At 43.9% G+C, this 12,550-nt stretch carries 11 protein-coding genes; all 11 read left to right on the top strand.

Annotated features, from left to right (window positions below; all coding sequences use genetic code 11):
* Positions 1-2,198: bifunctional metallophosphatase/5'-nucleotidase (locus tag BMX79_RS11405; RefSeq protein ID WP_177165397.1), on the top strand; the 2,198-nt coding region annotated here is incomplete at its 5' end.
* A gap of 260 nt (positions 2,199-2,458) precedes the next feature.
* A complete protein-coding gene (gene tmk / locus BMX79_RS11395; RefSeq protein WP_091482793.1) occupies positions 2,459-3,100 on the top strand; it encodes a dTMP kinase in 642 nt (213 codons plus the stop codon).
* Positions 3,101-3,122: 22 nt separating this feature from the next.
* Positions 3,123-3,452 carry a cyclic di-AMP receptor DarA gene (gene darA / locus BMX79_RS11390; RefSeq protein WP_091482791.1) on the top strand — a complete coding sequence of 110 codons (330 nt, stop codon included), beginning with the start codon at positions 3,123-3,125 and terminating at the stop codon, positions 3,450-3,452.
* 19 nt (positions 3,453-3,471) lie between these two features.
* Positions 3,472-4,467 carry a DNA polymerase III subunit delta' gene (gene holB / locus BMX79_RS11385; protein ID WP_091482789.1) on the top strand — a complete coding sequence of 332 codons (996 nt, stop codon included), beginning with the start codon at positions 3,472-3,474 and terminating at the stop codon, positions 4,465-4,467.
* Positions 4,468-4,589: 122 nt separating this feature from the next.
* Positions 4,590-4,934 (top strand): DNA replication initiation control protein YabA, encoded by a 345-nt coding sequence (locus BMX79_RS11380; RefSeq protein ID WP_091482787.1) that lies wholly within the window; start codon positions 4,590-4,592, stop codon positions 4,932-4,934.
* Between the two features lie 289 nt (positions 4,935-5,223).
* The gene (gene nrdH / locus BMX79_RS11375; RefSeq protein ID WP_091267404.1) at positions 5,224-5,457 is read left to right on the top strand and encodes a glutaredoxin-like protein NrdH; all 234 of its coding nucleotides are present in this window, start codon (positions 5,224-5,226) and stop codon (positions 5,455-5,457) included.
* A 2-nt stretch (positions 5,458-5,459) separates the two neighbouring features.
* The gene (nrdI, locus tag BMX79_RS11370; RefSeq protein WP_091482785.1) at positions 5,460-5,846 is read left to right on the top strand and encodes a class Ib ribonucleoside-diphosphate reductase assembly flavoprotein NrdI; all 387 of its coding nucleotides are present in this window, start codon (positions 5,460-5,462) and stop codon (positions 5,844-5,846) included.
* Positions 5,836-8,004, top strand: coding sequence for a class 1b ribonucleoside-diphosphate reductase subunit alpha (gene nrdE, locus BMX79_RS11365; protein ID WP_246117701.1), 2,169 nt, complete (start codon positions 5,836-5,838; stop codon positions 8,002-8,004). Before nrdI ends, nrdE begins: the two co-directional genes overlap by 11 nt.
* 60 nt (positions 8,005-8,064) lie before the next feature.
* Entirely contained in the window at positions 8,065-9,027 is a 963-nt protein-coding gene (gene nrdF / locus BMX79_RS11360; RefSeq protein ID WP_307724204.1) for a class 1b ribonucleoside-diphosphate reductase subunit beta, read from the top strand.
* Positions 9,028-9,169: 142 nt separating this feature from the next.
* Entirely contained in the window at positions 9,170-11,374 is a 2,205-nt protein-coding gene (nrdD, locus tag BMX79_RS11355; RefSeq protein ID WP_091482779.1) for an anaerobic ribonucleoside-triphosphate reductase, read from the top strand.
* Between the two features lies 1 nt (position 11,375).
* A complete protein-coding gene (nrdG, locus tag BMX79_RS11350; protein ID WP_091482777.1) occupies positions 11,376-11,936 on the top strand; it encodes an anaerobic ribonucleoside-triphosphate reductase activating protein in 561 nt (186 codons plus the stop codon).
* Positions 11,937-12,550 lie beyond the last annotated feature (614 nt).

Here is a 12,550-nt window from a genome sequence, read left to right as displayed (position 1 = left end):
GTTTCGAGACATTTGCTCAAGCATATGCTGAAGGACGCGTTCGCGATATCGGCGAAGAAGACTGGCAGCAGCTGCGTGACTACATGGTTGAAGAAGAGTACTTGAATGGCATCGTAGACCCTGTAATCGAAAACCGTATCGTGGATCTTCAGGGAGAAGATATGCCGGTAGAACAAGAACTATTCGAACTGTCAGTCATGCATATGAATGATACGCACGGTCGAGTTGAAAATTATCCTTACATGATAAGTGCAATAAATGAGTATCGTGCAGGGAATCCAGAATCACTGCTGGTCAATGCAGGAGATGTCTTCTCAGGTACGCTATACTTTAACGAGTTTAGAGGGCAGGCAGACTTGGCTCTTATGAACCTGATGGGTATTGATGTCATGACATTTGGAAATCACGAATTTGACTTAGGGGATTCAGAAGGTGGGCATTACTCACTCTCTAATTTTGTCAGGGGAGCAAACTTCCCATTCCTTGGGACAAATGTCGATTTTTCTAGAGATCCATTCATGGCTGAATTCGAAACAAATGAATCATTAGTATCTGATCCGCAAGATGGAATGATCTACGACAGTATTATCCATGAGGTCGACGGAGAACTAGTAGGTATATTCGGTTTAGTGACAGAGGATACTAGAAATATAGCCAGCCCTGCAGACGTTGAATTTGAAGACTTTATACAGGCAGCAGAAGAAGCTGTTCAAGCCTTTGAAGACGCAGGGATCAATAAAATAATGGCTGTCAATCATCTTGGGTTTGACAGTGCACCAGAAGTGGGAAATGATATACGTCTAGCTGCTGAAGTAGCAGGAATTGATATTATTGTCGGTGGACACTCTCACTCCGAGCTTAATGAGCCAGTCATCGTTGATACGGATGCAGATGGAAATACTAAAGCTCCAACTGTTATCGTACAAGGGGGGCAATACGCAGAACACCTAGGAACACTCACTGTTGAGTTTAATGAACAAGGGGAAGTAGTAAGACAGTCTGGTGAACTGCTTGAAGTTTCAAATTATGAAGCGGATGCTGAGGCATTGGATGTTATGGCTCAATATAGAGAAAGAATCCAAGAAATCAGCAATCAGCCTATTGGTGCTGAAGCTATGAAAGATCTTCTAAATCCGAGATTAGGAGATGGAAGTGACGTTAGTGTCCGTGCGAATGAAACAGAATTAGGAAACCTGATCACAGATGCAATGCTGAATAAAGCTCAGGAAAAATTCCCTGAAACAGTGATTGCGTTCCAGAACGGGGGAGGCATTCGTGCTGGTATCGATAAAGGGCCAATCACTACAGGTGAAGTGCTGACAGTTCTACCATTTGGAAATAACCCAGTTACTGCAACTTTATCTGGGCAGGAAATTAAAGATATACTGGAACACAGCGTGAGACAGGTACCAAACGAAAATGGTGGGTTCCTACATGTATCAGGCATGCGTTTCTTCTATGATAGTACTAGAGATGCAGGAGATCGCATCGTTCAGATGTATATTGATGACAATGGAGAACTTACGGCAATTGATCTTACAGAGATTTATACCGTTACAACTAACGGTTTCACCGGTCGAGGGGGCGATGGTTTCGAGACATTTGCTCAAGCATATGCTGAAGGACGCGTTCGCGATATCGGCGAAGAAGACTGGCAGCAGCTGCGTGACTACATGGTTGAAGAACGGTACCTCAACGGTATTGTAGACCCAGTTCTCGAGGGACGCATCATTGATCTCTTAGGTGAAGAATTACCGGAAGATCCAGCTGAACCAGGCCAACCAAGCCAACCGGGCGAACCGGGACAGCCAGGACAGCCAGGCCAACCAGGAGAACCAGGAGAACCAGGAGAACCAGGACAGCCAGGTGAACCAGGACAGCCAGGCGAACCAGTCCAACCAGGAGAACCAGGCCAACCAGGACAGCCAGGCGAACCAGGACAGCCAGGACAGCCAGGCCAACCAGGAGAACCAGGACAACCTGGTCAGCCGGGCCAACCAGGAGAACCAGGACAACCTGGTCAGCCGGGAGAACCAGGCGACCCAAGTGAACCGACGAAACCAGGGGCTGACAAAGAAGAAGGAGAAAAGTTACCTTCTACAGCTACTCAAACATATCTCATTGCTTTCTCAGGAGCAGCGATGATGATAGCTGGTTTAGGTGTGACTCTAGTTAAAAATAAATTGTCCAAAAATTAGTCCGTATGAAGTCAGGTCGCCTAAAATAGCGACCTGACTTTTACTTTATCTATGTACTCGCAGCTAGTTTTAAGCACCACAAGTAGGGAAACAATAGTAGGGTAACTAACATTAGGTTGGAGAGATTTTATATGAGAAAGAAACTTCCCAGGTCAATCTTATCGATACTAAGATGGCAGGATCTATATATTCAAATGGACAACCTCTCCTTATCTAACGTATAATATAAGTAGAAACCGATTAGAAAGTTGGAAGAAGGCTTGAAGGGACTATTTATAACTATTGAAGGACCTGATGGGGCAGGAAAAAGCAGTCTGGTCAGAAGACTTCAAAAGGCCATACAGGATGAAACAGATCGTCCTTTAGTGATGACAAGGGAACCTGGTGGGAGTGACATTGCCGAAGAAATAAGAGAAATCCTGCTCAACCCTGTACATACTAAGATGGATGCCAGAACTGAAGCACTGCTTCTTGCTGCAGGAAGACGACAGCATGTCGTTGAAAAGATCAGACCCGCATTGAGCAGAGGAGACATCGTCTTATGTGACCGTTTTGTCGATAGTTCGATCGCTTATCAGGGGCAGGCTAGAGGAATTGGTGTAGAAGAAGTCAAGGCCATTAATGCCTTCGCTATTGAAGGGTTAAAACCTGATCTGACGATTTATCTTGATGTTGAAGCGGAGGTTGGGCTGTCACGCATAAGGGACAAGAATTCCAACCGGACACAGGATCGACTTGAGCTTGAAGCCATTACTTTTCATGAAGAAGTCAGAAAAGGTTACGCTCAGCTGATCAGTCAGGAACCGGAGCGATTTAATATTATCGATGCCTCTCAGGCTGAAGAAAAAGTATTTGAAGATACCTGGGCGGTCATCAAAGAAAGACTGAATGACACATATTGAAAAATAAGAAAGGATGATCACGATGAAATTGATCGTAGCAATTGTACAGAATCAGGACAGCAAACGTCTAGCAGACGAATTTGTGGAGAATGGAATTAGAGCCACAAAACTATCTTCCACCGGTGGGTTTTTAAGATCAGGAAATACAACATTCCTGTTAGGGGTAGAGGATCGAAAAGTTGACGAGGTACTTGAACTGATCAAAGAGAACTGTTCAACCCGTAGCCAGACAATGATGAGTCCGCCATCTTATGATTTCACTTTGGAATCAGATCTGACTTATCCAGTGGACGTTGAAGTTGGAGGAGCGACGTTATTCGTTCTGCCAATCGATCAGTTCCTGCAATTTTAATCGAGAGAGAGGACAGATAATGTCTACTCAAACAATCAAACAGCCGAGCATTCAGCGGCTGTTTCTTCAGTTGCTTAATCAGAAGACACTGCAGCATGCCTATCTGTTCGAAGGCAAAGCAGGTACTGGAAAAAAAGACATGGCCATGTGGGTCACGCAGTCTCTTTATTGTCCGGAAAGCAGGGATGGGGGAGCCTGTCAGACCTGCCAGACGTGTCAGCGAATCAGATCGCATTATCATCCGGATGTTATTGAAATCGAACCGGACGGTCAGTCGATCAAAATCGGACAAGTAAGAAGCCTTAAAGAAGAATTTACAAAAAGCGGAATGGAAAGCCGCCGCAAAGTCGTCATCGTTGAAGATGTAGAAAAAATGACGATTCAGGCCGCAAACAGTCTGCTTAAGTTTCTGGAAGAACCGGATGGTGAAATCTATCTGTTTCTTCTGACCACGGCAAAACACAGACTGCTGGATACGATCCTGTCTCGCTGTCAGCTTATTCATTTTCCTCAGCTTCCTAAAGACGAGCGACTGTCTCTTCTTGTGGAGCGTGGAATTTCCCAAGAAAAGGCAGCACTGCTGATTCATCTGACAAGTGATGCCGACCAGGCCCAGGAACTGGCTGAAAGAGAAGAGCTAGTACAACTGGTTCAGACTGTATGGAAATGGTTCAGTTTCATGTCCAAGAAAGATGATCAGGCCTTTGTTTATGTGCATACTGACCTGATGCCTCTTGCTCGTGAGAAGAAGGATCAGCTGATGGTCATGGATCTGGTCCTGATTCTCCTTCAGGATATACTGAACTGTCAAGTGAGTGAATCGCATATTTACGCATTTGAAAAGTATAAGGAGACTATTCAGTCAGAAGCTCAGCGGTTTCGTCCGCTGGCGATAGCTAATATGATGGAAGTCATATTGAATGGGAAGAAAATGCTGGACAGCAATGTCGCTGCCCAGGGGATTTTTGAAGACTGCTCGCTTCAAATTGTTGATGTCATCAGGAATAAAAGATAAATGAAAAGACTCTCAGTTCGTTTGGCTTTTTCTTTCTAATCATGGTATGCTATAAAAAGATGTGAGAAATCGACTCGCTTCAATCAGCAGGTGACGATGAAAGAACAAAGAAGTGGTGACGTATGAATAAAAAAGAATTGCACGATACATTTTCTGATTTAGAATCTCAAGCAGAAGCCACCTTGAATATTATAAAAAACATGAAAGAAGAGTTATCTCATCTTACAGAAGATAATCATGTTTTGCGGATGGAAAATCAGCACCTACGAGATCGGTTAGCAGAAATCATGAAACAGCAATCACTCGAAAAGCAAATTACTGACACGGGTATGACTAAGTCCCGCTTAAATCTTGAAAAAATATATGAAGACGGCTTCCATGTCTGTAACTTGTTTTACGGATCAAGAAGAGACGGCGATGAACCTTGTGCATTTTGTCTTGAAGTGATCTATGGTGAAAGAAAGTAGAACCACAATATATAGTGTTCAGAAAAAAACAATTAAGTTCTTAACAATTTAACACTCCCGATAAATGTACGTTTGTACGTTTAGCTCGGGAGTGTGTTTTCGTTTAAGACACTACATGTTGTGTTCGGTTTAAAAATAAACAATATATCTAGTGCTTCGGGCTTGATTTTTTATTCTACTGCTGTAAAATAAAGTTATCGTAGAAAAACAAATAAAACACACAAATTAAAACACACACAACATGTAGTGTGACAGGATTTAATGGAAAAGAGCCATGGAGGAGATAAAAATGCAGAATACACCAGTAGTCGTTTACTCAAAACCGAATTGCATGCAGTGCAATTTCACAAAAAAATTCCTGGAAGATAAGGGGATCCCTTACCAGATTAAAGACATTGAAGAGAACGAGAAGGCTGTCGATGAAGTGAAGAGTCTGGGATTCAGTTCACTTCCAGTGGTCATTGCTGAGGGCATTGAAGCGTTCCACGGATTCAGACCGGACCTGCTGAACAGACTGGCATAAAAATGAAAGTCGTGTACTTTTCTCTGACAGGACAGACCAGAAAATTTGTGAAGAAACTAAATATGGATTTGCTGGAGCTTGATCCAGCAAATCCTTTTATTGACATGGAAGAGCCCTTTATCATTGTCACACCGACATACGACGGGGAAGTAAGTGATCTGCTTGATGATTTTTTAGAAACTGGCAGAAATAAGGATTTATTCAAAGGGATAGCTGGCGGAGGGAATCTGAACTTCGGCAAGCTATTTATCTTTACAGCTAAGGATATAGCTGAAGCATATCAGGTTCCTCTGCTTCATCAGTTCGAATTTCAGGGAACAGATGAAGATGTAAGAAAATTGAAGAAAGCGGTGAAAGATCTTGGCTTCGAACAGCACAGTGAAAGATAAAACGAATGAGATCACATATTTTAAATTAAATAACCAGATAAACAGACCGGTAAATAACCAGATCCCCCTCCAAAAAGATCAGGAGGCTGTACGTGCGTACTTTAAAGAGCACGTCAATCCCAATACTGTTCCTTTTGAGTCGGTTTCTGAAAAGATAGATTTTCTGATCAAACAGGATTTTATAGAAGAGGGATTTATAAATAAATACACTAAATCATTCATAGAGCAATTATTCGAAGAGCTATATCAGAAAGAGTTCCGTTTCCGTTCATTCATGGGCGCATACAAGTTTTACACACAGTATGCATTGAAAACTGATGATGGTACACGCTATCTGGAGCGATTTGAAGACCGTATCGCGTTCAACGCGTTGTACTTAGCAGACGGAGACGAAAACCTGGCCAGACATATAGCCGATGAAATCATTCATCAGCGCTATCAGCCGGCGACCCCGACTTTCCTTAACGCCGGAAGAAAGCGTCGTGGGGAACTAGTCTCATGCTTCCTTATTCAGGCAACAGATGATATGAACAGCATCGGCCGTGTCATCAACTCAGCGCTTCAGCTGTCTCGTATTGGAGGCGGAGTGGGAGTGAACCTGACGAACTTAAGAGCAGCAGGGGATCCGATCAAGAAAATCGAAAATGCTTCAAGTGGCGTGCTGCCGGTTATGAAACTTCTGGAAGACAGTTTCAGCTATTCGAATCAGCTTGGCCAGAGAAATGGTGCAGGAGCGGTTTATCTTAATGTGTTCCACCCGGATATTCTACGTTTCCTGTCAACGAAAAAGGAAAACGCTGATGAAAAAGTGCGTGTAAAAACACTGTCTCTTGGTGTGGTCGTTCCGGATAAATTCTATGACCTGGCGGCTCACAACGGAGATATGTACCTGTTCAGCCCGTATGATGTCGAACGCATATATGGCGAACCTTTTGCATATATCGATATCACAAAAGAATACGACAACCTGGTAGCTAACCCTGAAATCAAGAAAACAAAAATCAATGCGCGTGAACTGGAAAATGAAATTTCAAAACTTCAGCAGGAATCCGGTTATCCTTACGTCATTAACATCGATACGGCGAATAGAGAGAACCCGGTATACGGCACTATCACGATGAGTAACCTGTGCAGTGAGATCCTTCAGATCCAGGAACCTTCTCTGATCAAAGACAACCAGGAATACGAAATCATGGGGACGGATATCAGCTGTAACCTGGGATCGACCAATGTCGTAAACCTGATGAATACGCCAGACTTTGAGCTGTCTGTGGATACGATGGTACGTGCCCTGACTTACGTGACGGATCAGTCAAGCATCGAAGCGGTGCCGACAGTCAAGAACGGAAATGACAAGTACCATACGATCGGTCTAGGCGCAATGGGTCTGCATACATTCTTTGCTCTCAACCAGATGCATTACGGCTCAGCGGAGTCTGTTGAATTTACAGACGCCTATTTCATGCTGTTAAATTATTATACTTTAAAGGCAAGCAACAAGATGGCTGCTGAACGCGGTCAGGTTTTCCATAATTTTGAGAAATCGTCTTATGCAGACGGCAGTTATTTTGACCGCTATACTGAATCATCCTTCACTTTTGAACATGATAAAGTGGCAAAGATCTTCAAGGAACGCGGTATTGCTGTACCGACAAAAGAAGACTGGGCTCAGCTTAGAGAAGATGTGAAGGCAGACGGACTGTATCACCAGAACCGACTGGCTGTTGCACCGACTGGATCGATCAGCTACGTCAACGAAACCTCAGCGAGTATCCATCCGATCACTCGTCTGGTAGAAGAACGTCAGGAGAAGCTGACAGGTAAAACCTATTATCCTGCTCCATATCTATCGAATGAGACAATGCCATATTATGTCAGTGCATATGATATGGACATGCGTAAAGTGATCGATATCTATGCTGCGGCACAGAAGCACGTCGATCAGGGAATGAGTCTGACTCTCTTCATGCGTTCAGTGATTCCTGAAGGCCTCTATGAGTGGAAGGAAGGCAGAACGAACAAGCAGACCACCCGTGACCTGACACTGCTTAGACACTATGCACACAAGAAAGGCATCAAGTCGATTTACTACATCCGTACATTTACTGATGATGAAGAAGAAATCGGCGCAAATGCATGTGAGAGCTGTACGATATAAGCTACAAACAGAATGACAGTGACGAAAGCAGTCGTCAGTTGTAATGAAGGAGAGTTTAAAGTGACTGAAACCTACAAAGCGATCAACTGGAATCGTATAGAAGACATGATCGACAAGCTGACATGGGAAAAACTGGTCGAACAGTTCTGGACCGATACACGTATTCCCTTGTCGAACGACCTAAGTGACTGGAACAAGCTGTCACTTGACGAAAAGGATATGATCGCCAAAGTATTCGGAGGCCTGACGCTTCTGGATACGCTCCAGTCTCAGGACGGAATCGAATCACTGAAGAAGCACAGCCGGACACAGCATGAAGAAGCTGTTTACAACAACATCGAGTTCATGGAATCGATGCATGCCAAAAGTTATAGTGCAATATTCAGTACCCTTAACACAAAATCAGAGATAGATGATATTTTTGACTGGACGCACAGCAACCCGATGCTTCAGAAAAAAGCTCAGATCATCAATGCGATTTATCAGGAAGGCACGGAGCTTCAGAAAAAAGTTGCCAGTGTATTCCTTGAATCGTTCCTGTTTTACTCAGGCTTTTATGCGCCACTGCGGTATCTGGGTAACAGTAAGCTGACTAACGTGGCTGAAATCATCAAGCTGATCCTGCGTGATGAATCGGTTCACGGGACATATATTGGCTATAAATTCCAGATCGGGTTCAATCAGCTGACTGAATCAGAACAGGAAGAGATGAAAAACTGGACCTACGATCTGCTTTTTAAGTTGTATGAAAATGAGATGGAGTACACGAGTTATCTGTATGACTCCATCGGATGGACAGAAAGTGTCGGAACATTCCTGCGCTATAATGCCAACAAAGCGCTGCAGAACCTGGGATTCGATCCATTGTTCCCGGACACTGCGGAAGATGTGGATCCGATCATCATGAACGGAATATCCACAGGAACAAGCAACCACGACTTCTTCTCCCAGGTAGGGAATGGATATCTGGTCGGAATGGTTGAATCGATGTCAGATAATGATTATGTTGAATGGTTCAGCTAATTAAATAGAGGAAAGGCGCCTTGTCAAAGAGGCGCCTGCACTCTATAAATGTGATACATAAAATTCACAATCATTTTTTTTAGAATCACTTGTGAAAAATATATCAAATGAAAAAGGTAAAAATAAATAAGGATGGTGCGGTATGATACAGAAAGTGAAGTGGAACGACAAGAAAATTGCAGAACATAATGAAAAAGTTATCAACGATGGGCTGAAAGATGTTCAAAAACGCGACGGACGCATGCAGAAGTACAGCCGAAAAAAAATAACTGAAGCCTTGTTTCAGGCTGTTGAGCAGCTGGACCTGAATTACAGCATTGATGATCTGAAGGCTATTGCCTATGAAGTAGAGGAAATGATTCTCCACAAGAATCTGACACACCTGAACACAAAAGAAATCGACTTTATGGTTCTGGATATCCTGAAATCATATGAGTACGATGATCTGGCAGAAGGGTATATCCAAAGACGCGAGGAAAAAGAAAAAGAACGGGAAACTAGACGAGACGTCAATGCAATGATCAAGAGTCTGCTTCAGAAGGAAAAATCCATTGTCAATGAGAATGCCAATAAAGACAGCAAAGTATTCAACACCCAACGGGACCTGACGGCTGGAATCGTAGGCAAGGCGCTTGGACTGAAGATGCTGCCTCCTCATGTGGCGAATGCGCACGAAAAAGGTGAGCTGCACTATCATGATCTGGACTATACCCCTTATGCACCGATGAGTAACTGCTGCCTGATCGATTTCAAGCATATGTTTGAAGAAGGCTTCCAGATCGGAAATGCAGAAGTCGGATCTCCTAAATCCATTCAGACCGCGGCAGCTCAGACGGCTCAGATTATTGCGAACGTGGCATCCAGCCAGTACGGTGGCTGCAGCTTCGACAGGATTGATGAAGTGCTGGCGCCATACGCCGAGCTGAATTACAAGAAGCATATGACAACAGCAAGGGACTGGATCGAGGGAGAAGACAGACAGCAGGCCTTTGCAACAGAAAAGACAAAGAAAGACATTTACGATGCAATGCAGAGCCTGGAATACGAGATCAATACACTTTATACATCGCAGGGTCAGACCCCCTTCACCAGTCTGGGCTTCGGACTGGGCTCCAACTGGATCGAAAGAGAGATACAGAAAGCGATACTCAAAGTCCGTATAAACGGTTTAGGCAAAGAAAAGAGAACGGCTATATTTCCTAAACTGATTTTTACTCTTAAACGAGGATTGAACTTGAACCCGGATGATCCCAACTACGATATCAAAACGCTGGCGCTGGAGTGTTCAACTAAACGCATGTACCCTGATGTGCTGAGCTATGACAAACTGATTGACATTACCGGAAGTTTCAAAACGCCGATGGGCTGCCGGTCCTTCCTTCAGGGCTGGAAAGACGAACAGGGAAATGATGTCGCAGCTGGTCGAATGAATCTCGGTGTCGTCACGCTGAATATTCCACGGATCGCGATTGAGTCAAAAGGCAATAAAAACAAATTCAGTGCACTGCTGGAAGAACGTCTTCAGGTGGTAAAGGATGCGCTGATGTTTAAAGCTGAACGCGTAATGGATGCGGAACCGGCTAATGCACCGATTTTATATATGCATGGTGCTTTCGGCAAGCGACTTTCCAAGGAAGATAAGGTATCCCAGCTTTTCCTCAACAAACGTGCGACCATATCCTTAGGTTATATCGGTCTGTACGAAGCAGCTGCTCAATTCTTCGGCCCGGAATGGGAATGTGATGAAGAAGCCAAGCAGTTTACCTTGTCGATCATGAAAGAACTGAAACAGCATGCAGATGAGTGGGGGAATGAGAGCGGTATCCATGTCAGCGTCTATTCGACCCCGAGTGAAAGTCTGACTGACCGTTTCTGCAAACTGGATACTGAAAAATTCGGACTGATCAAGGACATTACAGAAAAAGGCTACTATACAAACAGTTTCCATTATGATGTACGGAAGAATCCGACACCGTTTGAGAAGCTCGATTTTGAAAAAGACTATCCACAGTTCACAGGAGGTGGCTTTATCCATTACTGTGAGTACCCTAAACTTCAGACGAATCCGAAAGCCCTTGAAGCAGTCTGGGACTATGCGTATGACCGGGTCGGTTATCTGGGAACCAATACACCGATCGACCACTGTTATGAGTGTGACTATGATGGGGATTTCAATCCAACAGAAAACGGATTTGAATGCCCTAGTTGTGGAAACACGAACCCTGAAACGTGTGATGTGGTCAAGCGGACCTGTGGCTATCTAGGTAATCCACAGAAGCGTCCAATGGTCGAAGGGCGTCACAAAGAAATTGCCTCACGTGTGAAACATATTAAAGGGACTGATTGATATGCCTGCAGATCCAATCTCATGGACATCGGAACGCTTCAGTAAGAATTATATTGCGGATTACAAACCCTACAATTTTGTAGATGGTGAAGGGGTCAGATGCAGTATTTATGTGAGCGGCTGTCCATTCGCCTGCAAGGGCTGCTACAACAAAGTGGCCCAGAATTTCAGTTACGGTTCACCCTATACAGAAGAGCTGGAAAGTCAGATCATAACCGATCTCAGTGCAGACTACTGTCAGGGGCTGACCCTGCTTGGCGGAGAACCATTCCTCAATACTGGGGTGACGGTACCCCTTTGTGAGCAGGTGCGTGAAACCTTCGGGTGGACGAAGGACATCTGGTCGTGGACGGGCTATACCTGGGACGAACTGATGCAGGGAACAGAAGATAAGCGGCGGCTCCTCGACCTGATCGATGTGGTGGTTGACGGCCGCTTTGAGCAGGACAAGATGAACCTCAACCTGGCATTCAGAGGCAGCTCAAATCAGCGCATCATCGATGTACAGCAATCTCTGAGCAAAGGAGAAATGGTTTTGTGGAACGATGGAGAGTATATCTGATACGCAGCAGGATCATTTTCTGCTGAGAAAAGTTAACGCTTAATCCGGAAGTAACACCTTTGAGCATCGGATTACCATTTATTCGTTAGACGTGGTATCCTATAAGGACGTTGAAAGTAGATATGAAGTATTATATAAACACGTTTTAATGAAGTTTATTCGCACTGGCGCAGCTTTGGGGCTGTAAGGACATGATAGAGGTAGGGATCATGTCGTATAAATGAGAAACCTAGTAGTATAGATATGAATAGAAATAACCAGCGATTTGCTTTACAAATATTTATTTTTGACCAGAAAGAGGCTGGGACAAAAGTCCCAGAAAAATAATAAGATCCGCTGAAAATCTACTTGAGATTTTTAGCGGATCTTATTTGTTTATGTACGCAAAAGGAGCACGGCTTTGATATAATTAAGTCACCACAACAAATCATAGAAAGGGTGCTCCTTATGTATACTCAATATACCATGAACCAGACAACCTTGCCATTAGAAATAGACTCACTTTTACCCAATAATCATATTATATATTCTATCAACGAGGTCGTCGAAGACTTGGATGATGCTCATTACCGTCTGATTGAAAATGACTTTGGTCGGCCGGCTTATCACCCAAA

This window comes from Alkalibacterium pelagium (genome assembly GCF_900109325.1).
Taxonomy (GTDB): Bacteria; Bacillota; Bacilli; order Lactobacillales; family Carnobacteriaceae_A; genus Alkalibacterium; species Alkalibacterium pelagium.
This window is presented reverse-complemented; position numbering and strand designations above follow the sequence as displayed.

Bases quoted from the DNA above. Each gene is read 5' to 3' on its own strand.
- nrdH (WP_091267404.1), top strand. From the start codon at position 5,224: ATGCAGAATACACCAGTAGTCGTTTACTCAAAACCGAATTGCATGCAG.
- holB (WP_091482789.1), top strand. From the start codon at position 3,472: ATGTCTACTCAAACAATCAAACAGCCGAGCATTCAGCGGCTGTTTCTT.
- BMX79_RS11380 (WP_091482787.1), top strand. From the start codon at position 4,590: ATGAATAAAAAAGAATTGCACGATACATTTTCTGATTTAGAATCTCAA.
- nrdI (WP_091482785.1), top strand. From the start codon at position 5,460: ATGAAAGTCGTGTACTTTTCTCTGACAGGACAGACCAGAAAATTTGTG.
- nrdD (WP_091482779.1), top strand. From the start codon at position 9,170: ATGATACAGAAAGTGAAGTGGAACGACAAGAAAATTGCAGAACATAAT.
- nrdG (WP_091482777.1), top strand. From the start codon at position 11,376: ATGCCTGCAGATCCAATCTCATGGACATCGGAACGCTTCAGTAAGAAT.
- darA (WP_091482791.1), top strand. From the start codon at position 3,123: ATGAAATTGATCGTAGCAATTGTACAGAATCAGGACAGCAAACGTCTA.